This is a genomic window from Pelagibacterium lentulum, from assembly GCF_003992625.1.
Taxonomy (GTDB): Bacteria; Pseudomonadota; Alphaproteobacteria; order Rhizobiales; family Devosiaceae; genus Pelagibacterium; species Pelagibacterium lentulum.
In genome coordinates this window covers 1-22772 of the sequence record NZ_RZMW01000010.1, presented here as the reverse complement: position 1 = coordinate 22772, position 22772 = coordinate 1, and the positions used below count along the sequence as shown (strand labels likewise).

Below are 22772 nucleotides of genomic sequence, written 5' to 3'. Positions count from 1 at the left end.
ATCTCAGCCTTCTGTCCCGGATTTCGCTGCGTGGTGCGCAGCGCGCAGGGTCAATGCTTCCGCCGCAATGGCCCTCGTTATGGCTCTGCCACCCGACAAAGCCAGCGTATCGGCAAGTTCCACCAGCGCAACCACCTCTTCTGAGGAACGCTCCATGCGCGCCACCAGATAGGAGATCACCTTCGGGTCAACCGACAACTGCCTGTCAGCAAACAGTTTCACGAACATCTGCGACAATAAGATGTCGTCTGGCGCCGTCAGCGAAAACCATGCAGCAAGCCGCGCTCGCGATTTCAGGTCATTTGTAATAAATGGCCACTCGGCAATCGGTGTCCGGCTGGTCATGAGAACGGGCCGTTCGTCGCGCATGGACTGATTCAGCAGGTGAAAGAGCGCTTTTTCTTCGTAGCCGGCCCGATCCACATCCTCGATAAGAACTGGCACCTTGCTGCCTTCTGCCGCGAGCCGTCCGACATCAGCGGGCGTGGCAATCTGTGCGCCAGCACGGCTCTGCCAGATCAGAGCCAGATGCGATTTACCCGATTTTGCAGGCCCCTCAAGCAATGCCATGGGCGCAGCCCAATCCGGATAGGCGCGTATGTGATCGAACGCCAATTGATTGCCGTCGCAAACCATGAAATCGGCCTCACCCTGCGCCGCTTCATGACCCAGTGCCAAAACGAGCTGGTTCTTGCCAGGCGGCAAAATCACAGATGTAGACTCCTCAAATTCCATTCTAGACCGAAGTGCCCGCATCGGTGTCCTTCGCGGCAGGGTTACTATCGCTACCCAGAACTTCGCCTGAGAGATAAAGCGGGCTGGTCTTATATTTGGACACCGCCCAACGGATCAGCACGCCGCTGATGGCGGCAAGCGGAACTGCGATCAGAACGCCGACTATCCCGAATAGCAGGCCAAAGGCAAAGATCGCAAACATCATCCACACCGGATGCAACCGGATCGAAGAACCAACCAGTTTGGGATAGAGAAAATAGCTCTCGAACAACTGCCCGAACATGTAGATCACGACAATCACTGAAATCATGATCGGATCGGGCCAGAACTGGACCAAACCGACGCCGATAGACAGAATAAAGCCCAGAAACGACCCTAGATAGGGAATAAAGCTGAACAGCCCGGCGATGATGCCGATTGCCAGCCCAAAATGCAGCCCGGCCAGCGACAACGAGACCCCGTAATAGGCCGCAAGAATCAACAGTACCGCACCCTGCCCGCGAAGGAAGCCGCCGAAGGCAACGTCCATATCGGCGAGCAGCGCCCGAACTTCCGGCTTGTGCTTGGGAGGCAGAAGGCTATCGATCCCATCCACCATCCGCTGCCAGTCCATCAGCATGTAAACCGCCACGACTGGCGTAACGATCATCACGGTCAGGATGCTTATCAGCCCCATCCCCTGTTGCATGATCTGTCCGGTTACATTGGTCAGCAACCCGATCCAGTCGGTGAAAAGCTGCTCAAGACCCGTTTCCAGCTCCTGCATACGCTGGGGGCCGAGCCAGAGCTCCAATCGCGGAACCTGCGTCTCTAGAAACGCCTGCAACTGCTGGAAATACCCTGGAATATTGCGCACTAACCCAAAGGCCTGCTGCACAAGAACCGGCAGCAGGGTCAAAATCAATGCCGCAACCAGTATCACGACCACCAGCATGACCATCAAGGTTGCCGGGCCGCGATGCACGCCGATCCGCGTCAACTTTTCGACAATTGGATTGAGAAGATAGGCCAGCCCGATACCAAGTACAAAGGGCAGCATGATTCCGCGCAGGAGCCAAAGCAGCAATCCCAACACGAGCAGCAATGCCAGCCAGGCCTTGATTTGGTTCTGTAAAGACATGTGATCCTTGCGCGAAACGTTGCAAGCCGTTATCAGCCTTGATTATAGGTCGGCGACGGCCAGTCAATGTCAATCCATGCCCGATGCACCTACTGCGCCGGACAGACAAAGGAATAGCGTTTCAGGCCCATGTCCGATAGCGCAAAATTGCCACCAAACAGTCTTTCCTACAAGCAGGCTGGCGTCGACATCGATGCCGGTAACGCATTGGTCGAGGCCATAAAACCGGCGGTCAAGTCGACGCGCCGCCCTGGCGCCGATGGCGAAATCGGCGGTTTTGGCGGATTGTTCGACCTAAAGGCAGCCGGGTTTTCCGACCCCGTTCTGGTCGCTGCCAACGATGGCGTGGGCACGAAATTGCGCATTGCAATTGATGCCGGTGTGCATAACACGGTAGGCATCGACCTTGTCGCCATGTGCGTCAACGACATCATTGTTCAGGGCGCCGAACCGCTCTTTTTCCTCGACTATCTTGCCACAGGTGCTCTCGATGTCGAGCAGGGCACGGCAATTGTCGAAGGCATCGCCGAAGGCTGCCGCCAGGCGGGCTGCGCCTTGCTGGGCGGCGAAACCGCCGAAATGCCCGGTATGTATTCAGGCGACGACTATGATCTTGCAGGCTTTGCCGTAGGCGCTGCAGAGCGAGGAACCTTGCTCCCGCGTAAAGACATCGCTGCCGGAGACAAGCTGGTCGCCATCGCCTCGTCCGGTGTTCATTCCAACGGCTATTCACTTGTCCGCAAGATCGTGGAAATGACAGGTCTGGATTGGTCCGCTCCTGCACCATTTGCGCCTGGGCAAAGCTTGGGCCAAGCGCTGCTGACGCCGACAAAAATCTACGTGAAGCCGATCCTTGCCGCCATCAGGGCGGGTATCGGTATCAAGGCTCTTGCCCACATCACTGGCGGCGGCTTTCAGGAGAACATTCCGCGCGTCCTACCGGCAGCCCTCGCTGCGCGCGTGGATCTCAATACCATTGAACCGCCCAAGGTCTTTGGCTGGCTGGCCAAGCAAGGCGGTATCGCCGAGCGCGAAATGCTGCGCACGTTCAATTGCGGCGTCGGTATGCTTGTCGCGGTTTCCGCGCAGGACGCCGATGCGCTGGTAGATGCCCTCAAACAGCACGGTGAAACAGCAACCGCCGTAGGTGAATTGGTCGAACGCAGTGGCGATGCTGTCGAATTCACCGGCACACTCGGCCTATGATCGACAAAAGGCGCGTCGCCATTCTGATTTCGGGCCGCGGCTCGAACATGGAAGTGCTGATAAAGGCTGCAAGGGCTGAAGATTTCCCGGCTCGCATTGTTGGTGTTTTCTCCAATCGCGCTGCTGCCCCCGGCCTCGATTTCGCGCGCAGCGAAGGCATTCCCACTGCCAACCTGGCCCAAAGCAAATTTGAAACCCGCTTAGACTTTGAGAACGCGCTGACCGAAATCCTTGAGGGTTGGGGCGCGGAAGTGGTTTGCCTCGCAGGTTTCATGCGCATCCTCACGCCCGAATTCACCACTCACTGGCGGGGCAAGGCGATCAATATTCATCCCTCGCTCCTTCCGGCCTACAAGGGTCTGGATACACACGCCCGAGCTATCGCCGACGGCGCTACAGAGGCAGGCTGCACGGTTCATTTCGTGACACCGGGACTTGATGAAGGCCCGGTCATCGCGCAGGCCAAAGTGCCGGTACTGCCTGACGATACGCCGGAAACCCTGGCCGCGCGGGTGCTGGTGGAGGAACACAAGCTGTATCCGCAGGCCTTACGGCTCGTCGCTGAAGGCACGGTGCGGCTTTAGCGTCATTTCCGGGTCGCTTGGATCACCACGATTGATATGAGTTATCGCCAAATGTGCTTCGACTTTAGAGCACAGGAGGCGTAGTTTTCGCGCCTTGATTGGGAGCGAACAAAATGGCCACCCGCGATTGGCTTCTCGTACTGTTTCTGGGCGCCATTTGGGGCAGCTCATTTATCTTCAATGCAGTCCTGATCCGCGAACTCGGCCCGCTTTGGGTATCGGCCGGCCGGGTTGGCGTTGCGGCGGCAGCGTCTTGGATTTTCTTTCTGGCATTGCGCAAGCCAAAGATCACCGATCTGGGGTTGATCGCAAAACTCGCGCTATTGGGCATTTTCTCTTACGCCCTGCCTTTTGCCCTGTTTCCATTGGGACAAACCGCGCTGGCCAGTGGCGTCGCCGCAATTCTGAACGCCATGACGCCAATCATGACCGTAATTGTTTCCCATTTCTGGGTCGGTGGCGAACGTGCAACACCCTACAAGATCGCCGGTGTTTTTGCGGGCCTTGCAGGCGTTGTGATTCTGTCGTTACCGGCTTTGGGCAATGGCGGCGAATCGCACATTTGGGCCATTGGCCTCTGCCTTCTGGCGACATTCTGTTATGCGGTGTCGTTGAACTGGAGCCGCAATTTTTCAGGCATCGATGCCACGACCATCGCCACAATTGCCCTGACCGGCGCCACCGCTGCGGCCGTGCCTGCCGCCCTGATATTTGAAGGCGTGCCGCAAATCGAACAGCCCCAGACCTGGCTGGCGATTCTGGGCATCGGCCTGCTGCCAACATTTGTGGCCTTTCAGGTCATGTACCGGATATTGCCCCGGATCGGCGCGACGAACTTTTCCGCAACGACATTCATAGCGCCAATTTCAACCATACTGCTTGGCATTGCCATTTTGGGTGAAATCGTGCTTCCGACTCATCTTCTTGGAATGTTGGCCATCTTTGCGGGCCTTCTGATGATCGATGGTCGCCTGCCCCGCTGGATCGGTATGCAAAGGCGACGTCCAGCCCGCTGAATGGGCTTCATCGATAATGCCCCGTTAATAGGCAAGCCTGTCACCGGGCACGGGCGCTATATGCCAATCGCCGGTATATAGCCGCGCCAAACCGTATAACTTCTTATAGATCCTGGCGGTTTCTTCGATGCGCTTGGCAAGAATACTGAAAACAACGCGATGGGTTCTGGCCAAAAGGGAAACCCTTTCATGGCCAGAACTCCGGCTTATTCCAGTCCGAGTTTGGCCTTGAGGATTTCGTTGACAGCTCCTGGGTTGGCCTTGCCGCCAGTCTGCTTCATGACCTGACCCACAAACCATCCCAACAGGCCCGGCTTGGTCTTGACCGCCTCGACCTGCCCTGGGTTCCCTGCGATGATTTCATCGACGATTTTCTCGATGGCGCCCGTGTCAGACACCTGCTTCATGCCACGTTCTTCAACAAGCGTTGCCGGATCACCACCCTCGGACCAAACAATCTCGAAGAGGTCCTTGGCGATCTTGCCTGAAATCTCGCCCTTGGAGATCAGATCGACAATCGCCCCCAGCTGATCCGCAGAGATCGGGCTGTCGTCAATGTCGAGTCCTTGCTTATTCAGACGACCGAAAAGCTCGTTGATGACCCAATTGGCAGCGAGCTTGCCATCACGGCCTTTGGCGACAGCCTCGTAGAAGTCAGCGGAACGTCTGCTGGCGACAAGAACGCTCGCGTCGTAATGCGAAATACCATAGGTCTCGATGAAGCGCGCGCTCTTCTCATCCGGCAACTCCGGCAGGTGTTTTGCAAGTTCCGCGATGAAGGTATCATCGAACTCGAGCGGCAGCAGGTCGGGATCGGGGAAGTAGCGATAGTCGTGCGCTTCTTCTTTGCTCCGCATGGAACGTGTCTGCCCGGTCTTGGGATCGAACAGTCGCGTTTCCTGATCGATGACACCGCCATCTTCCAGAATATCGATCTGGCGCCGAGCCTCATATTCGATGGCTTGGCCCGCAAAGCGGACGGAATTGACGTTCTTGATTTCGCAGCGCGTACCAAATTCTCCGCCCGGACGCCGCACGGAAACATTGATATCGGCGCGCATGGAACCTTGCTCCATATTACCGTCGCACGTGCCGAGATAACGCAGAATGGTGCGTAGCTTGGAAAGATAAGCCTTGGCTTCGTCCGACGAGCGCAGATCGGGCTTGGAAACAATCTCCATCAGCGCGACGCCAGAACGGTTGAGATCGACAAAGCTCATGTTGGGATGCTGGTCGTGGATGGACTTGCCAGCATCCTGTTCCAGATGCAGCCGCTCAATACCGATTTCCACCTCACCATCTTCACCGAGATCGAGCAGCACCTTGCCCTCGCCCACAATCGGGTCCTTGAACTGGGAAATCTGATAACCCTGCGGCAAATCCGGATAAAAGTAGTTCTTACGGTCAAATACCGAGCGCTTGTTGATCTGCGCCTTGAGCCCCAGCCCCGTCCGAACGGCCTGGCGCACGCATTCTTCATTGATGACCGGCAGCATGCCCGGCATCGCCGCATCAACAAAGCTCACATTGGAATTGGGCGGATTGCCGAACTCGGTCGAAGAACCCGAGAACAACTTGGATTCGGAAGTCACCTGCGCATGCACTTCCATACCGATAACAAGTTCCCAGTCTCCGGTGGCACCAGAGATGAAATATTTTGGGTTCGGTGTCCGTGTATCGACGAGAGTCATGCGAAATCGGCCTGTTTTCGTTCAATGCGAATGCGCATAATGCGCCTGAAATCTGGAGTGTGGATAACTGAATTGAATGGGAGGGTCTATAGGGCAGTAACAACCAACTGCTTTTCCATACGCACTTTTTCAATACGCTGGCCAAGCAACTTGGAAAACTTGACGCCGCGCCAGACGATGCCGTAGCCCTCGCGGGCATAAAAGCGGATCGCGCCACCATTTTCCGCATGAGTTTCGAGCACGCTGACATCGTGTCCAGAGCGGAAAATGTCCTGCTCCACAGCATGAAGCAAGGCCCGCCCAATACCCTTGCGTTGTTGGCTGGGCGCCACCCAAAGGTCTGAAATATAGGGGCTCATTGCATCGCGCGCGCCCCAGCCAGCCAGCATCCCATCCTGCTCGGCCACCATAATTGCCGGCGCAGCATTAATGCAAAAGAGCTGGAAGGCAACAAGCAAGGCACGACGATCGGCTTCGATCTGATCGTCGCTATCGGCCCGCAAAATGTGGTTCATGCTCGAATCCCACGCATCGAACGCCATCTGCCCAAGCTTGTCAGCTTCGGCGATAGAAGCGCGGCGGAGCGTGGTGTTATCGAGCATTCCGATCACGTCGTTTTTTTGCGGTTCCGGGCTATGATGATGCCCTTTTCGTAGTTGATGTTCCAGTCAATTAATGTACGCCAAAGCAATTCGGCCTGATCTTCGTCGAGATCGAGCCTGAGAGCGGCTTCGCGCACGCGACCGATGACGGCTTCGATCCGCGCCGGATCGTTGGCTTCGTGCGGATCGGTCTTGATTTCCGCCATGCGCGTAACATAGCTATGCCGCTCTGCAAAAAGGGAAATCAGCGCCTGGTCGATCCGGTTGATCTCAGCGCGGACGTCTTCCTTGGTCTGGCATTCGGCAGGCGATTTGGTGGCGGACATGAAACAACCCTTGCAAAAACTATCGGCAAATCTGTGCAACGAGTACACGCCGATTTCAACCACCCACGTCCAGAATCCTTCCCCTTAACGTGCAACTCGACATGAATTAGGCCGGAAAAACCGGCCTAATTTCGCGTTTCTGAAAAGCTCTCGCCAACCTTGGCGGCTAGCTATTCTGACTTTTGTTCGGCACTCTTGGGCTTGGCTTTCCGGGTTGGCTTTTTGCCACCCTTGGGACCTGTGATTGCCTTGGGACGGGCAGGCCGCGGCGGGATCGAAACGAGTTCAAGACGCGCTTCGCTGCCCTCACCGACAACAGTGACCTTGACCGACCCACCCTTCTGCAACAATCCAAAGAGAACTTCCTCAGCCAATGGCTTCTTGACATATTCCTGAATGACACGGCCAAGCGGACGGGCACCCATCTTTTCGTCATAGCCACGGGTTGCGAGCCAATCGGAGGCTTCGGGGGTCAACTCGATAGTGATGCCGCGTTCGGCCAACTGACCTTCAAGCTGCAGGATGAACTTCTCGACCACACGATTGACCGTCGAAGGTGGCAACGGCGCAAACGAGATGATCGCATCGAGACGATTGCGGAATTCCGGCGTGAACATCCGGTTGATCGCCTCCTCGTCATCGCCTTCCTGACGCACCCGGCCAAACCCGATCGGCGCCTTGGCCAATTCAGTAGCACCGACATTGGACGTCATGATGAGGATGACATTGCGGAAATCGACCTGCTTGCCTGAATGGTCAGTCAGCTTGCCGTGATCCATCACCTGCAACAAGATGTTAAAGAGGTCTGGATGAGCCTTTTCGATTTCATCGAGCAACAGCACACAATGGGGATGCTGATCGACGCCATCGGTCATCAACCCGCCCTGATCGAACCCGACATAGCCCGGAGGAGCACCAATGAGGCGCGATACGGTATGACGCTCCATATATTCGGACATGTCGAAACGCAGCAGTTCAACCCCAAGCGTATCGGCAAGCTGCTTGGCCACTTCGGTCTTGCCCACACCGGTCGGACCGGTGAACATGTAAGAGCCAATGGGCTTTTCCGGTTCGCGTAAACCGGCGCGAGCTAGCTTGATAGCGGACGAGAGCGCATCGATCGCCTTATCCTGGCCGAATACGACCCGCTTGAGATTGGTTTCGAGGTTGCCAAGCAACTCGGTATCGGATTTGGACACCGACTTGGGCGGAATGCGGGCGATCGTCGCTACAGTATTTTCAATATCTTCGACATTGATGATTTTCTTGCGTTTATCCTCGGTCACGAGCATCTGCCGGGCGCCGGTTTCATCCACAACGTCAATCGCCTTGTCCGGCAACTTGCGGTCGTTAATGTAGCGGGCCGACAATTCCACCGCCGCCTTGAGGGCATCGTCCGTATATTTGAGCTTGTGGTAGTCCTCGAAATAGGGTCGCAAACCCTTCATGATCTCGATGGCATCGGGAATTGTCGGTTCGTTGACATCGATCTTCTGGAACCGGCGCACAAGGGCACGGTCCTTTTCGAAGAACTGGCGATATTCCTTGTAGGTGGTCGAGCCGATGCAACGGATCGCGCCCGAAGCCAGAGCCGGCTTCAAGAGATTGGACGCATCGAGCGCACCGCCCGAAGTCGCGCCAGCGCCGATCACCGTATGGATCTCGTCGATAAAGAGGATGACATTTTCCTTCTTTTCGAGCTCCTTCATGATCGCCTTAAGGCGCTCTTCAAAATCGCCGCGATAGCGTGTTCCGGCAAGCAAGGCACCCATATCGAGCGCATAGATAACCGAACCCTCAAGCACTTCGGGCACATCGCCTTCGACAATGCGGCGAGCCAGACCTTCGGCAATAGCCGTCTTGCCGACGCCAGGATCACCCACATAGAGCGGATTGTTCTTGGAGCGGCGGCACAGAACCTGAATCGTGCGCTCCAGCTCAGGCCCGCGTCCGATAAGCGGATCGATTTTGCCCGACTTGGCCTTCTCGTTGAGGTTGATACAGAAATCGGCCAGCGCCGAACTTTGCTGCGGACTTGCGCCCCCTGGCCGGTCGGCATCTTCGCCCATACCCGAACCGCCTTCTTCTGCGCCCCGGATAGGACGGTCCGCATTGCGGCCCGACTTGGCAATGCCGTGCGAGATGAAATTGACGGCATCGAGCCGGGTCATGTCCTGCTGCTCAAGGAAATAGGCAGCATGGCTCTCGCGCTCGGCAAAGATGGCAACGAGCACATTGGCGCCGGTCACTTCTTCCCGGCCCGAGGATTGTACGTGAATCACCGCACGTTGAATGACCCGCTGAAATGCAGCAGTCGGCCGGGCATCCTGTCCTTGCGGTACAACGAGGCTGTCGAGTTCCTCGTCGATGAATTCTTCAAGATCGGCACGCAGGTTCTCAACATCGACGTCACAGCCGTTGAGAACGGCGATGGTGTCACGATCGTCGGTCAGAGCGAGCAAGAGGTGCTCGAGCGTGGCAAATTCATGCGCACGCTCCCGCGCCAGATTCATCGCCTGATGCAGAGCCTTTTCCAAGCCGCGGGAGAATGAAGGCATATCGTTCCTATCCTACTGTTTTTCCATCACGCATTGCAGCGGATGTTGATTTTGTCGTGCAGCATCCATCACCCTTGTGACCTTGGTTTCGGCCACTTCATAAGGATAGATGCCACATTCCCCCACACCCTTGTTGTGAACATGCAACATGATCCGCGTTGCTTCATCACGGGACTTGTTGAACACCTGTTCCAAAATAAGAATGACGAACTCCATCGGCGTGTAGTCGTCATTGAGCAACAAGACCCGATAAAGGCTCGGCCGTTTCGTCTTAGGCCGCGTCTTGGTCGCAATTCCGGTCTGATTGCCACCCTGCCCCTCATCGTCAGCCCCGTTCGGGCCAGCGCGCAGATGCCTTGCGGTAACCGGCAACAGCGAATGTGCGAGCCGGTCCGCCGAAGCAGGAGCTGAGGTGGAAGCGAAAATAGTCAAATCGGTCGTCCCATTTCCTCGTTAGACAGCATCATTATGTAGGCAAAATCACCACGATGTTAAGGGGCCGTTTTCAATCATTCCAGTGGGTATCGATCACAATCTCAAGCGCAGGATTCATGAAACAGAAATTGGCCAATGTTTTGGCTTAAATTTTATCGACTTTACGGATTTGTAACCGCCTCGACATATTGTTGCGCCCAGTAACGAGGTGAGAGCCTGCCCTTGGGGGCTTGTGGCGGACGCTTACCCTCAGAGTGTGGCGTAACAGCGTGGCGTTTTTCATGCTGGATAGTAAAGAGTTGGAGTACAGGGTGCCGACCCCTTTGCGTATCGCGTGTTATCGCGTGTTTTCTGTGCGTTTCGTTTTAAGCCTCCTGTTTCTCGCAAGCGCATTTGCCTTTGCCGCCGTTCCGGCTCAGGCTCAGAACGTGCCCCGCGCCTTCGCCGGCATTGCCGTGGACGCCAAAACGGGCCAAGTCCTTTATCAGGACAAGGCCAACGAGCTTCGCTACCCCGCCTCGCTTACAAAAGTAATGACGCTCTATATCGTTTTTCAAGAACTTGAAGCCGGGCGTTTGACGCTCAATACAAGGCTCAATGTTTCGGCCCATGCTGCCGCCGCCGTTCCGACAAAGCTCTACGTGCAGCGCGGCTCCACCATTACCGTGGAAAATGCAATCAAATCCCTCGTGACCCTTTCTGCAAACGACGTTGCGCGCGTCATTGCTGAAAACATCTCCGGCACGGAAAGCCGGTTCGGCGAACGCATGACCCAGACAGCGCGCGCGCTCGGCATGAGTCGCACCACCTACCGGAACGCTTCTGGCCTGCCCGACAGCGGACAGGTTACAACTGCTGCGGACCAGGCCATCCTCGCACGAGCAGTTTTCCAGCACTTCCCGCGCTATTACGAATATTTCCAGACCCGTAGCTTTACTTACGGCGGCCGCACCTATGGCAATCACAATCGTTTGCTGGGCCAGAACGGTGTGGACGGCATCAAGACCGGCTACATCAATGCGTCAGGTTACAACCTGATGACCGCCGCACGGCAGAACAATCGTCATATCGTGGTCGTTGCCCTCGGTTTCAATACCGGCGCCGCCCGCAATGCGCGCGTGGCCGAACTCGTGCGCACCTATTTGCCACGGGCCCGTCAAGGCGACTATTGGCGCGAAGCCATGATCGCGCGGCCTGCTTTGCTGGGCAACGGAACAGCTGTAGCGGCGGCAGGCGTGGCCGTCCCCCTCAACGGGCTCCCGCCGGCCCGCCCCGGTCATCTGGCGCCCACACGCATCGACAGCCCGGTTCAGATTGCATCCGCACAGCCTGCTGCCCCTCAGCCCCAGCCACAGCCACAGCCTGACGATATTCCCTTCCAGGTCGTTGCAGCGTCCGATATTCCGCAGCGTCCCGGCGACAACGCCCTTCAACAAGCCACCTACGTCGCGACAGGCGTAGCACCCGAGCAGCAACCTGGCTATCCAGCGAACGATCCGATTGGTGCATGGATTGCAGAGACCCTGCGCCTCGGCCCCAGCCCATCGGATACGGCCACGCTGCAGCACGGCCAGGTCCTTATTCCTCCTGCACCGATTGCGCGCCCGGACGGTCTCGTTGATCCGATGACGACCCAAAGCTCAGCCAATGTTCCTGCAGGTGGATGGATCGTTCAGGTGGGCGCCGCACCCAGCGAGGCTGCCGCACAGGCGCTGATTGAAGGCGCCAAGCAGGAAATGAGCGAACTGGCAAATCTGCGCGCCTATACCGAAATCTTTGAGCGCAACGGTCAGACCTTCTATCGTGCCCGCTTCGCCGGCTTCGGCGACCGCAATCAGGCCCGCCTGACCTGCGACACACTCACCCAATCCAGTATCAATTGCCTGGCCGTACAAGGATAGCGGCCACATTATATAATGAAAATCTTATAATCGTCCTTGGCGCATGTGTAACGGAGTAGCCCCATGAACGAGACTAGCACGCTGAACCAATTGCGTGACTTCGATGCCCAGTCGCCGCTGGCGTCCGACGATGCTGCGATACGCTCTCAGGCGCTGCGTGAACTGACCCGCGGTCTTGAGCCCGGAAAGCCGGTTCGCCAGAAAGTCGCAGACTTGTTGATCGTAGTCATGGCGCTTTCCGCCCGTACCCGTCGCATGGTGCAGCCGCGCGTTGAAATCGATGTAGATGTTTTCTCGCCAAGCGGCACACGCGCCGTTCGCATGTATATCAATAATCGCTAGACGATATCGGAGGGCAGCGTTGCGCTCGGTTAAAGCGTGGGCCCTGCCTCAGCCATTACCGGGTGGCCCGATCGAACCGGGAAACCCTTGCAACCCTCGGATCACATCCGGGTGCTTTTTTGAAAAACTCTAGCCGACCACGTTGAGCAGACGTCCGACTTCCCCCTGCAAAGCCTGGAACGGCAAATTGGCGCGTTTACGCTGTCGCTCGCCGAGCCCAAGATTGAGCACATCGACAAGCTGGCGATATTCCTGCCGCGCCGAGACATGACTCATGGTTGCGCTGCCCTGCAACACATCTGCATCGAGCGGATCGAATACGGTCATGCCGATGGGAAAGAGCGACCGGAAGATCACCCGCTCGGCGATGCCATCGGCCAGCCGGAACCCGATACGGCCGGAAAGATTGTCTAGCGCAGCCTGAACAAGCCGCATGTTGCGCGAAGCCAGATTGGCGGTGCGATTGCGCACAACGATCCAGTCTATCGTGCTGCCGTCAATGGCCATCCGTTCCTTGCGCGCCCGCTGCACCAGTCGCGTGTAATGGCTGAGTTCGACCGTTTCGCCGGTCTCATGGTCGATCCGGGCAATGACATCAAGATCGATAAGGCTGTCATTGACCGGCGTGACAAGCGTATCGGCCAGCGAATGGGCAAGCCGTGTTAGGTTGGTGTCGAAGCCTGGCGTATCGACAATGATAAAATCGACATCGGCCTCCACTTCTGCGACGGCTTGCCGGAACATCGAAAATTCAACCTGGTTGTTTTCCGCAAGGGAATCGCTGCGCGTGCGTGGAAGATGGAAATGGGTCGAATGTGGCATATCCAGCCCATGGGCCCGCGTCCATTCACGCCGGTTGCGGATATAGGCAGTCAGTGTGTGCTGGCGGCTGTCGGTATCGATAGTTGCGACGCGGAAGCCCTCGTAAAGAAGGTAGGTGGCCAGATGAAAGGCCGTCGTGGACTTGCCCGAACCGCCCTTTTCATTGCCCAGAACAATCACATGCGCGCCAGAGTGCTGCATTCTTTTCTCCACCAGACACATCGACTAAAATGCACAAAACCCGCAAAAGCGTACAGATGCGTCAGCGCCCGCATATGCGCACGCCTGTAACCGAGCGACGACGCTAGCTGGCATTTCGTTAAAATTTTCTCAAGCAGTGTGCCGATTCGAGCCGCTTATCCAGCCCAAACCGTCCTGCGCTCAGATCAGGCCGAGCCGGGCGAGATCCTCGGCCATGCCCTCTGGCGGTAATTGATCGTCGCTGCCAGTAGCCAGATCGGAAGGCGCATCCTTGGGATCGAGATAGCGCCAGCCCTGAAACGGGCGTCGTGGATAAGGGGACGTGCGGATGACGTTGGGATCGAGAATGATGTCGCAGCACGACTTGCCTTCGCTGTCGGTTGCCGCTTCCAGCCCCACGATCAACTGACGACAGCGTACCGCACCTGCCATCACCCAAAACAGCGAGCCCTGCCCCACGATCTCATCGGCCCGCTTGGGCATCATGCGCGTGCGATGAACATTGTTGCCATCGTCACGTGCGAAACCCTGCGAGCGACGCATCTCGCGCCATTCGATGAGTTCATCGACTGAAGAGACGCCAACGCAGAGCTTGATGATGTGCATATCAAAGTGATCCAGACAAAGAATTGGGGTGCCACGTTTCCGAGGCACCCCTCTCCTAATATCAGAATTGTTCTGCCTCAACAGGAGGAGCGGCGCTCCAGATCAAGATCCTGCGATTACAGCAACAATGAAACCAAGCGAAACCAGGCATACTGTTGTCCAGCTTGCGGCCCGCCAGCATACGGCCTTGGATTGGCTACGCATGCATGCTCCTTAGTCTGTTAAACCAAATGACGCCGCCCAATGGGCCGGTCAGTAACGTCTGATTAACCAGCTCTGTCCCTTTGCGCAAGCCACATTTCGGCCCCAATCGCACATATCGCGCTTGCATCCGGCGCATAGCTAGGTTCGGCGCACAGCGATTCACAGGAAAACAACGCATAAGTAATTGATCGGACTGCATTATAAGAGGACGATTATAGAGACTGTGAAAAACTTCGCCCGTATCAGGCAAGGAGGCTGAAATGACCGGGTCGAGTGCCAACATCCCCCTCTATCGTCCGATACGCGTGCTGATCTGGACAACAATCGGCCCCCTTGCCTGCACGCTCATCTCGCTCGGCTACACGATGGCAACCTTCCGGACTCTAGGGGAGGCCGTCTATAATCAAGCACTTATAAATGCGATCCTGCTACCGCTTGCGCTGAGCATCCCGCTGTTCCTGTTCGTTTCTGTCAAGCTGTGTGAACTGGCCGAGGCCAATGAAACACTCGGCCGCATGGCAGCGACAGACGAGCTGACAAGCTGCCTCAACCGCGCAGCGTTAATCGCCCTGATCGAAGACGACCTGGCCCAGAATGCCGCACGACATCACTATGGCGCGTTTCTGGTGCTCGACGTGGACAATTTCAAATACGTGAACGACCGGTTTGGGCATCATGTGGGGGACCAGGCGCTGACGCTGATCGCGCAAACGCTGCGCAAGGCAGTGCGGCGCGGCGACATGGTTGGCCGTTTAGGCGGCGAAGAATTCGGCATTTTCCTGCCCGGCATCGACCTCCGATCTGCGCGGATGGTAGCCGAGCGCGTGCGGCAGGCGATTGCCGAAACAGAGTTTTATCCCGACGGCGAACAGCATAGGCTCACCGTTAGTATCGGCGGCATCATGTGCGACAACCGCGCCCGCTTCGAGGATCTGTTCGCGCGGGCTGACCGTCACCTTTACGCCGCTAAGAAAGCAGGCCGGAACCGGGTGGCCTTTGCCGATCCCATGAATATCAGCGAGCATATGCAGCACCAGAGCGCACTTCCACCGTCTGGCTGAAACCGGTATAGGGCGGGTATGGTCTCCGTTGCGACAACATTCCCGCTTGCAGACTTTTTCGACAACGACGTCGTTTCGGTCGGGCGCGCTTTAATTGGTGCCAAACTTGAAGCCAATGGCGTCGCAGGCATCATCGTTGAAACCGAGTCCTATGCGCTCGATGACCCCGCCTCTCACAGCTTTGTCGGGCAAACTCCGCGTAACGCTGCCATGTTCGGCCCGCCGGGCACGATTTACGTCTATCGCTCCTACGGCATCCATTGGTGCTTCAATCTTGTGTGCCGCCCTGGCCATGCGGTGCTGATACGCGCGCTGGAGCCAACTGACGGCCTTGAGACTATAAAACGTCGCCGCAATACTGACGTGCTGCAGCGACTTTGCACAGGCCCGGGTCGCGTTGGCCAGGCGCTTGCAACGACACCGGAACACAATGGCCTGCCGATATGGAGTGCTCCGTTTGGCCTGCAACCTGCTCAAAAGCGGGTCGAAATCGTCAGCGGCCCAAGAATTGGCATTTCCCGTGCGACGGAAAAGCCCTGGCGTTTCGGACTAAAGGGTAGCCGCTTTCATTCAAAACCCTTCGCATAAAAAGAGCTCCCCGCCGGAGCGAGGAGCCATTTGCACAGCGGACAAGAAATAAGATCAGGCTTGAATGACCACAACCCGCGAGCCGCTCGAAACGCGCTCGTAGAGGTCGATGATGTCATGGTTGAGCATGCGGATACAACCGCTCGACATCGCAAGCCCGATCGATTGCGGCTGGTTCGTGCCATGGATGCGGAACATTGTATCGCGGCCGTTGCGGTACAGATAAAGAGCACGCGCGCCGAGCGGATTGTTCGGGCCGCCGGCCATGCCATTGCGATAGGGCTCATTAGCTTCTGGATCGCGGCGCAACATATTGGCGGTTGGTGTCCAGTTGGGCCACTCAGCCTTGCGGCCAATATAGGCATTGCCGCGCAAGGCCAATCCTTCCCGGCCAACGCCGACGCCATAGCGGATCGCGCGGTTATCGCCGAGAACATAGTAAAGAAATTTGTTGGGAGTATCGACCACCACGGTTCCCTTGGCGTGCGAGGTCTTATATTCGACCTCCTGACGCCGAAACTCGGGCTTGATCATATTTGCATTCAAAGCAGGAAGCGGAAAGCGCTCGTCAGGAACTGCGGCATATGCAAGCCGAGGCATAGTGCTTGTCGTCTGTGACGAACAAGCAGCAAGAAACAGGGGCAACCCAATCAGGAAACCGCGTCGTGAAAGACTCATCAATCAAACCCAAGCATAGAATCAACAACTCTGACGAACATTAACCACAATTGTTAAAAGTTCACTCACTATAATGCTTTGACTTTGAAAAGGTTGGCCAGAGAGAGCTCACGAGTGCGTGAAATACGGCGAAAACGTAACGAACGCGTGACGGCCAGCGACGACAACGGATACAGAAAATCGAGACGCCGCAATCTGTGCCGACGGCCTTCGATTCCCGGAATAACAATGCTGCCTGGATTGGCGCTCGCGCAAGAACCTGTTGCGGTTGCATGTCTCGTCGGGGCTTGGCCGCGCGTTTGCCGAGACGACAACCCAGTCTAGATGCTATCAGCGATAACGGTTCCGACCACTGCGCCACCGGCCGCGCCAACAGCACCACCCAGACCACCAGCCACCGAATGCCCGACAATGGCACCGGTCGCGCCGCCTATGGCTGCACCTGAAATTCTGCGCTCTGTGGTGGAGCAACCGGCTAGCGCCAAGGCACAGACAACCAGCACGAGCTTTGCGGGAAGCTTGATCATCGAGAGCGATCCTTATCTTATGCGTTAAGACCTGACTTTGCGCCATACCGGCAGAGAATCACCGGGCCAGCGCAAGCACGGCTACAATGGCCCTGCCCGATCAAGTTTACGTTAATTGCGGCAATTGGAAGGCCTCAGGCGTCTAGCCTTTTTGTGTCGGATACTGCGGGTGGCCGAAATAGTGCGCCGATATATACGCCGATGACAGCCACGATCCCGCCGATAACCAATAGTACCGTCGGCATATCCCCTAAAATAATCAGGTCGAGCGCAACCGCTGTCAGAGGTGCGAGCAGCAAGACGTAGATGGTGGCCGACGCTGTCCAACGGCTGAGAATGAAAAGAAAAAGTAGAAATAACCCGATCGAACCGACGAGGATCAGATAAACAAGCGACAGCTGCACCGGAAGCGTCGTGGGTACGATCCACGGCTCGCCGGCAATAAGGGAGGCAACGAAAAGCAGCACGCTGCCGACAGCCATTCCAACACCGTTCTCAACAACAGGATCGACCCTTGGGAAGCTCTTTACGATGATCGTCGATTGGGCTGCTGCCACAGCGCCCGCGAGGATCGCAGCCAGCGTCAGCGGCGAAACCAACCTCATCTGGTCAGCGAAAACGATACCAACACCGATGCCGGCGATGAGAGCGCCGACAATGCCGTGAAAGGTAAAGCGTTCGAGGCGCTGGACGATGGCAAGGAGCAGCGTCAGCAGCGGCGCGACGGCAAATGCTACCATGACAGTCCCCGCAGTCGCCTCCTGTAGCGCCCAGTAGAGAAACATGTAGGTGAGGCCAAAGCTCAGAAGGCCATATAATATGGCGCCGAGCAGAGCCCGGCCAGAGGGGAACGTGCGGCGAAGCAGTAGCCCTGCGGCAATCAGGATTGCGGCCGCGGTACCGAATCGAACCCCAGCACCCCAGAACGGCGCCAATTCGGTTAGTCCAACCCGGACAGCGACGGCATTTGCGCCGGCAATAATGGAAGCAATAAGAAAAGCAGCCAGCGTCAAATTGTCCGGCGCCGGCACGCCAACATTTGCAACAGGGGCCTTCGCGTGAGCCACGGCATCCGCTCTCGTTGCGTCGTCCCTCAGCCTACCCCAGCCTATCGCTTCGCGAAAGCACGAAATCGCACATGGCAGCGCGCAAATGCGGACCATGGACCCGCACAAACAACAGCGATTTCGTGATGCTTGCTTCTCACCCGAAGGGAGATGATGGTGCGGTCGAGAAGCAACCGCACCTTAGCGCACCAATTGAAATGTTTGACAAAATTGCCATTCATTGGCCGATCAGCGGCACAGTTTGTGGCTCAAAACGTGGCACAAGGTGCGCACCGATTTACTCGAACCCATCCCACCTCGGCACATTCCCTGGCGAAAGGGTCACCTGAGCGGGCCGTTTGCCACAATCGTTGCAGCGGAAGCGCGACAGGAAATAGTCCCTGTTCTTCGAGATCTCGAAATCAGGGCCGAATATCTCGATCAGCCTGGGCGTCGAAAGCGTAAGTCTGTGCCCGCACACGCAGTAAAGCGTATGCGTGTGATCTGCCTCCAAATGATCTTGTAGCGTCGAGATTATCCAGCCGCGTTCTGTCCTGGGCATGGCGTCACTGAATGATCGTCAGCGTGTCGCGATCGAGATTATGCGCCAGCTTGTAGGGGCGCGTCAGAGCGATCTCGCTCGCCTCCGGATTGAAGATCGAAAACCGAAAGCCCTGGGCAAACATCGCCGTCGCCTCATCGGCCGAAAGTGATTCCACCTCGGGTGCCCGGCCTTTGAGCTGGAGTGTGAAGCGCAAAGCCTCATCGGCCTGCGCCATCTGGGGTGCAGATAGTGCCATTTCCGTTCTCCTTTGCCCTCGTTTTATAATGAGAACAAAAATAGAACAAGTTGCATCCGATCACAATTTGACGTTCACTGCCGAACAAGGATCCTTTTGGGGGACGCAAGCCATGCGGACGGGCAAGATTTTGGCGCTGTGCGGATTGCTAGGGATAGTCGTCTCGTTGGCGCTCGCATTCGCGCAAGCACTCTGAGTGAAAGGGAGGTCGGGAATGTGCAATCTTTACAGCCACGTTTCAAATCGCCAGGCGATCTTGCAGATCTCCCGTGCCATGCGGGCAACCGAGGCTGTCGGCAATCTGGCGCCACAGCCCGGCATATTTCCCGATTACACAGCGCCGATCGTTCGCAACAATGCGGACGTACGAGAACTGGCGATGGCACGCTGGGGCATGCCCAGCCCCCAGTTCGCACTGAAGGGCAAGAACCGGGATCCCGGCATCACCAACATCCGGAACACCAAAAGCCAGCACTGGCGTCGTTGGCTTGCCGTTGAAAACAGATGCCTGGTCCCGTTCACCAGTTTTTCCGAGTTCAACAAATCTGCCGGCGGCGATATCTGGTTCGCCCTCGATGAGGAACGCCCCCTCGCCTTTTTCGCAGGGCTATGGGTTCCAGACTGGACCAGCGTGCGCAAGGTCAAGGAAGGCGCGGTCACAGCGGACCTCTACGGCTTTCTGACCACCGAACCAAACGCCGATGTCAAGCCGATCCATGACCAGGCAATGCCCGTAATCCTCACAGAAGCCGAGGAGATCGAGACCTGGCTAACGGCGCCATGGGACGATGCGCAGGCGTTGCAACGTCCCCTGCCCGATGGCGAGCTGCAGATCGTTGCCCGTGGCGTCAAAGAGGACTATGCGGCTTGAGCCTAGCCACCGCTCCGCGATCTTATGACATCATCGATCTTATCCGACAGCTTATCGATAGACGCCTTCACCTCGTCATGACTTCGCGCCAGCTCTGGCTTGGTCGCAAAGTTCTCTGCGGCGAATCTCTGGTGCTTTAGCAACTCGCGCTCAACCTGAGCGGTATGCGTGGCAATGTCCTGAACTGTTCCCGTTACGGTTTTGACCTCCACGTCGACATGGCTTTTTAATCGCTCTTCGGATTGAGAGCGCGCCGTCGCTGCTGCTGCAAACTTGCGATTGAGCCACACGACGACTGCCACCACTGTCACCACAATGGGCCAGATATTGTTGACCAGTTCCCACGTGATTGCCGAACCCTGCATATTTTAGTCTCCTTGGTCGAGCAGGAGGCGACTAGCGCCCCGCACCCCGAATGCACCGAAGCGCGTGGTTGTGATTAGCGCCGCTCGATCGGCCCGTCATAGCCCGTTTGGGCCCGCGCCTGCGCTTCAGTGAGAACTGGCAACGGCGATTTCGGGCGGCCCCAGCGCCCCCAAAGTGTACCGATCCCGCCGCCAACGCCCGTAACTGCAGTTGCCCAAAGGCTCGGACTCCAGTCACCGGCCGCCACAAGCCCGGCCATCGTGCCAAGGCCGGAAAGTATGGCGGCGATCGCTCCCCAGGTGACGCGGGATTGATACCATGGCTCCTGGTTGTTCTGGTTGATCAGGATCGGCGCGAGCCTTTCGGCTTCCGGCCGGGAGACATTGGGCGCGATCTTCTGGATAAGCTCGATCGCTTGCAGTGCTGTGCGCAGAGGCATTGGGCAGTCCTTTCAATGTGAGGCAGGTTTCTAGGCGGGCACAGATACCCTGCGGCCAAGTGTGATGCCGCGATCCTGGAACCAGTCTTTCACCGGTTCAGGCAGTTTGGAGAAAATCGGGCCGCGATAGCGCCATGTCATGAAGCCTGCGATGACAAGGCCAGCGACAATCACAACGCCAATCCCGGCGCTGGCGAATGTCTCAATGCCAACATTGGGGTCTGTGGCAAGTTCAGTGCCACCACCAGCTGCGCCGCCGGCAGCTCCGCCCCCGACTGCACTCCGGTTTTGCCGCTTGGCTTCCTCTGCACGAACAAGAGCAGATCGCGTGGCTGGCCCAACCAGTCCGTCGATCTTTAGCCTGTGATCTGCCTGGAACGCCTTCACAGCGGCAACAGCGGTTGTTTGCTTGTATCCAAGCGCCTTGAGCCGGTTCCATACGTCAGCGGGCGCGGTAAGCGAGGGAGCTGCAGTTACGGGCTGAGCCTGAGAATGGTACTTGCCGTTTCTGATCGTCTGCCATTCACGGTTGCGGCGATTGGTGAGGCCCGCAAGGACTCGACTGCCTGCCTTGTTCCATGACTTGAAGCCGGACTCGGCTTGGGCGAACTGGCCCGAGAGATATAGACCCGGCCAGCTTGCGTTGTGAATGCGCCCGGTGTTGAAATCGAATGAGGTCGAGCCGTCGAACTCATGCTGGTTGATACCCGGCATTCTGCGATTGACGCGAGGTTCGTAATTGCGGCCCAGCGCGAGGCGCAGGAGCCGCCTGCTTTCTTCCCGGCTGATTGTCATGCCCGGAGTTGGTCTCACCACTCCTGAGCCTGCTGTGAGGCCCACGCCGATGGTTAGAACCCCAGCAGGGCAGCGATAAGCGGTCAAAACTTCACCTTCATCGGCCACGAGATCAGCGATCCCGCGTTCGGACATTGAACGGGCCATCATGGGCCTCCTTATGTTGAGATTATTCCGGTCGGGCTAAAAGAGCGTCCGCCCGATCTTCGCCAAACGCCTGTGTTAGCTCCCAATGCAGCACGGCAAATAGCGGATCATCTGAAACGAAATACTCGACCGCGTGATACATAAGGCGCAGCTTGGCGAGTTCTGAGGCGTTGAGTTCTTGCTCGAACTGCTCGGCTTCTTCCGGCGTCATGCGCTCGATGAAGTGTGATTTGTAGAGGTTGTAGGATTCGGCGGCTTTGCGGGCCTCCCGCTGCTCTTGCGTGACAATTTCCTTACCGCGTTCAGGCGTCCACATCGGCGGGTTCCTCTTGTTCGTCGGACGGCACCGCAATCGGGCCATCTTCGGTGACGGTTATCGGTTCCGGAAAGGCCACAGCCTGGGAAGGGCTCGGGCCGTGTGGAAGCCGCACCGTTAGCCGTACCTCGCCGTCAATTTTCTCGACCGGTCCGACGATCCAGTCACAAGGCACTGTACCCGCCTCGATCACGTCGCCGTCTTCCATCGGGCTGAAGTTGAACAACTCTCCGTTGATGCGAAGCCTGTTCGGTGCGGTGCGCTCAAGGGTAAGCGTGTCGTCGCGGCGCTGCGGGGAAAAGGAAATATGCATTAGAACCACCTTCCGATTGCAAAAGCGGACACAGATATTCCTGCTACGCTCGTGGTAGCGCTAAACATATTAATAGCTGCTGAAGTGGAGCCAAAACCATTAACAACTGTCCATCTATTGGACGCCGAAGATGTGTGCGCAGCCGACACAGAAACTACACCTGAAGCGAAGGCGGCAGGAAAAGTCCAAGTTAATGTACTTGCTGCTCTAAATACACTACCTACCGCTGTATCCGTTACTAATGAACCAACATCCGCATTCCAGCAAATCTGCGTCCCGTCGGCGTAGCGCACATACTGTCCGTTGGCATTGCTTCCACGCTCAATGATTGCCCCGGTCGGCACGCCGCCGGACTGTGTGACAGTACCAAGAATGTTTCCGCGCCTGAATGCTCTATCGGGTGTTTCATTAGGACCGAGCGCACCCAAACCCGTTCGGGCCGCTTCTGCATCGGCATCGTTGGTGATCCGGGTTTG

Annotated in this window: 26 protein-coding genes and 1 pseudogene; 8 read left to right on the top strand and 19 right to left on the bottom strand. The window is 57.1% G+C overall.

All coding sequences use genetic code 11. The annotated features are described in order from the left end of the window. Positions 1–3 precede the first annotated feature (3 nt). Positions 4–711 carry a P-loop NTPase family protein gene (locus EO133_RS03860; protein WP_127071363.1) on the bottom strand — a complete coding sequence of 236 codons (708 nt, stop codon included), beginning with the start codon at positions 709–711 and terminating at the stop codon, positions 4–6. 25 nt (positions 712–736) lie between these two features. Beyond that, positions 737–1855 (bottom strand): AI-2E family transporter, encoded by a 1119-nt coding sequence (locus EO133_RS03855; protein WP_127071362.1) that lies wholly within the window; start codon positions 1853–1855, stop codon positions 737–739. Between the two features lie 129 nt (positions 1856–1984). Here EO133_RS03855 and purM point away from each other — a divergent pair, with 129 nt between their 5' ends. The 3 genes from purM (at position 1985) to EO133_RS03840 (ending at position 4661) form a co-directional block, all read left to right on the top strand. Beyond that, positions 1985–3061, top strand: a complete 1077-nt coding sequence (gene purM, locus EO133_RS03850; RefSeq protein WP_127071361.1) for a phosphoribosylformylglycinamidine cyclo-ligase — start codon at positions 1985–1987, stop codon at positions 3059–3061. Beyond that, positions 3058–3645: a phosphoribosylglycinamide formyltransferase gene (purN, locus tag EO133_RS03845; protein ID WP_127071360.1), complete on the top strand. Its 588-nt coding sequence runs from the start codon at positions 3058–3060 to the stop codon at positions 3643–3645. The genes purM and purN overlap by 4 nt, the downstream gene beginning before the upstream one ends. 113 nt (positions 3646–3758) lie before the next feature. After that, entirely contained in the window at positions 3759–4661 is a 903-nt protein-coding gene (locus EO133_RS03840) for a DMT family transporter (protein ID WP_127071359.1), read from the top strand. 206 nt (positions 4662–4867) lie between these two features. Here EO133_RS03840 and gatB read toward each other — a convergent pair whose 3' ends face one another. The 5 genes from gatB to clpS all read right to left on the bottom strand — a co-directional run bounded on the left by gatB (position 4868) and on the right by clpS (position 10132). Then, positions 4868–6352, bottom strand: a complete 1485-nt coding sequence (gene gatB / locus EO133_RS03835; RefSeq protein ID WP_127071358.1) for an Asp-tRNA(Asn)/Glu-tRNA(Gln) amidotransferase subunit GatB — start codon at positions 6350–6352, stop codon at positions 4868–4870. An 86-nt stretch (positions 6353–6438) separates the two neighbouring features. Next, complete coding sequence (locus EO133_RS03830; RefSeq protein WP_127071357.1) at positions 6439–6954, bottom strand: GNAT family N-acetyltransferase; 516 nt, start codon at positions 6952–6954, stop codon at positions 6439–6441. Positions 6955–6959: 5 nt separating this feature from the next. Continuing rightward, on the bottom strand, positions 6960–7280 hold the full coding sequence (locus EO133_RS03825) for a chorismate mutase (protein ID WP_127071356.1): 321 nt from the start codon (positions 7278–7280) through the stop codon (positions 6960–6962). Positions 7281–7450: 170 nt separating this feature from the next. Beyond that, the gene (gene clpA, locus EO133_RS03820) at positions 7451–9838 is read right to left on the bottom strand and encodes an ATP-dependent Clp protease ATP-binding subunit ClpA (protein ID WP_127071355.1); all 2388 of its coding nucleotides are present in this window, start codon (positions 9836–9838) and stop codon (positions 7451–7453) included. A 12-nt stretch (positions 9839–9850) separates the two neighbouring features. Continuing rightward, complete coding sequence (clpS, locus tag EO133_RS03815; RefSeq protein ID WP_371870939.1) at positions 9851–10132, bottom strand: ATP-dependent Clp protease adapter ClpS; 282 nt, start codon at positions 10130–10132, stop codon at positions 9851–9853. 422 nt (positions 10133–10554) lie between these two features. Here clpS and EO133_RS03810 point away from each other — a divergent pair, with 422 nt between their 5' ends. Beyond that, the gene (locus tag EO133_RS03810; protein WP_127071354.1) at positions 10555–12174 is read left to right on the top strand and encodes a D-alanyl-D-alanine carboxypeptidase; all 1620 of its coding nucleotides are present in this window, start codon (positions 10555–10557) and stop codon (positions 12172–12174) included. Between the two features lie 63 nt (positions 12175–12237). Continuing rightward, the gene (locus tag EO133_RS03805) at positions 12238–12516 is read left to right on the top strand and encodes a hypothetical protein (protein WP_127071353.1); all 279 of its coding nucleotides are present in this window, start codon (positions 12238–12240) and stop codon (positions 12514–12516) included. Positions 12517–12645: 129 nt separating this feature from the next. On the opposite strand, the gene EO133_RS03800 is transcribed toward EO133_RS03805, so the two are convergent. Continuing rightward, positions 12646–13539: a division plane positioning ATPase MipZ gene (locus tag EO133_RS03800; protein ID WP_127071352.1), complete on the bottom strand. Its 894-nt coding sequence runs from the start codon at positions 13537–13539 to the stop codon at positions 12646–12648. A gap of 180 nt (positions 13540–13719) precedes the next feature. Then, complete coding sequence (locus EO133_RS03795; protein ID WP_127071351.1) at positions 13720–14145, bottom strand: DUF1489 family protein; 426 nt, start codon at positions 14143–14145, stop codon at positions 13720–13722. A gap of 464 nt (positions 14146–14609) precedes the next feature. On the opposite strand from EO133_RS03795, the gene EO133_RS03790 reads away from it, so the two are divergent. Together EO133_RS03790 and EO133_RS03785 are read left to right on the top strand one after the other, a co-directional pair. Then, a complete protein-coding gene (locus tag EO133_RS03790) occupies positions 14610–15410 on the top strand; it encodes a GGDEF domain-containing protein (RefSeq protein ID WP_127071350.1) in 801 nt (266 codons plus the stop codon). Between the two features lie 18 nt (positions 15411–15428). Beyond that, positions 15429–15998, top strand: coding sequence for a DNA-3-methyladenine glycosylase (locus EO133_RS03785; protein WP_127071349.1), 570 nt, complete (start codon positions 15429–15431; stop codon positions 15996–15998). A 54-nt stretch (positions 15999–16052) separates the two neighbouring features. Here EO133_RS03785 and EO133_RS03780 read toward each other — a convergent pair whose 3' ends face one another. The 4 genes from EO133_RS03780 to EO133_RS03760 form a co-directional block, all read right to left on the bottom strand. Beyond that, positions 16053–16676: a L,D-transpeptidase gene (locus EO133_RS03780; protein ID WP_127071348.1), complete on the bottom strand. Its 624-nt coding sequence runs from the start codon at positions 16674–16676 to the stop codon at positions 16053–16055. 320 nt (positions 16677–16996) lie between these two features. Further along, a complete protein-coding gene (locus EO133_RS03775; protein ID WP_127071347.1) occupies positions 16997–17203 on the bottom strand; it encodes a hypothetical protein in 207 nt (68 codons plus the stop codon). A gap of 134 nt (positions 17204–17337) precedes the next feature. Continuing rightward, the gene (locus EO133_RS03770; RefSeq protein ID WP_164734873.1) at positions 17338–18270 is read right to left on the bottom strand and encodes a DMT family transporter; all 933 of its coding nucleotides are present in this window, start codon (positions 18268–18270) and stop codon (positions 17338–17340) included. Between the two features lie 545 nt (positions 18271–18815). Beyond that, on the bottom strand, positions 18816–19049 hold the full coding sequence (locus tag EO133_RS03760; RefSeq protein WP_127071344.1) for a hypothetical protein: 234 nt from the start codon (positions 19047–19049) through the stop codon (positions 18816–18818). 214 nt (positions 19050–19263) lie between these two features. Here EO133_RS03760 and EO133_RS03755 point away from each other — a divergent pair, with 214 nt between their 5' ends. Next, a complete protein-coding gene (locus tag EO133_RS03755) occupies positions 19264–19920 on the top strand; it encodes an SOS response-associated peptidase (protein WP_127071343.1) in 657 nt (218 codons plus the stop codon). 2 nt (positions 19921–19922) lie between these two features. On the opposite strand, the gene EO133_RS03750 is transcribed toward EO133_RS03755, so the two are convergent. The 6 genes and pseudogenes from EO133_RS03750 to EO133_RS20475 form a co-directional block, all read right to left on the bottom strand. Next, positions 19923–20285, bottom strand: coding sequence for a hypothetical protein (locus EO133_RS03750; RefSeq protein ID WP_127071342.1), 363 nt, complete (start codon positions 20283–20285; stop codon positions 19923–19925). 74 nt (positions 20286–20359) lie between these two features. Beyond that, entirely contained in the window at positions 20360–20725 is a 366-nt protein-coding gene (locus tag EO133_RS03745) for a hypothetical protein (RefSeq protein ID WP_127071341.1), read from the bottom strand. Positions 20726–20755: 30 nt separating this feature from the next. Next, positions 20756–21667: a glycoside hydrolase family protein gene (locus EO133_RS03740; RefSeq protein WP_164734872.1), complete on the bottom strand. Its 912-nt coding sequence runs from the start codon at positions 21665–21667 to the stop codon at positions 20756–20758. A 22-nt stretch (positions 21668–21689) separates the two neighbouring features. After that, on the bottom strand, positions 21690–21983 hold the full coding sequence (locus EO133_RS03735) for a hypothetical protein (RefSeq protein WP_127071339.1): 294 nt from the start codon (positions 21981–21983) through the stop codon (positions 21690–21692). Next, entirely contained in the window at positions 21970–22296 is a 327-nt protein-coding gene (locus EO133_RS03730) for a hypothetical protein (RefSeq protein WP_127071338.1), read from the bottom strand. Before EO133_RS03730 ends, EO133_RS03735 begins: the two co-directional genes overlap by 14 nt. Then, positions 22296–22772, bottom strand: a pseudogene (locus tag EO133_RS20475) (hypothetical protein); the annotation flags it as partial. The pseudogene EO133_RS20475 and the gene EO133_RS03730, both read right to left, overlap by 1 nt.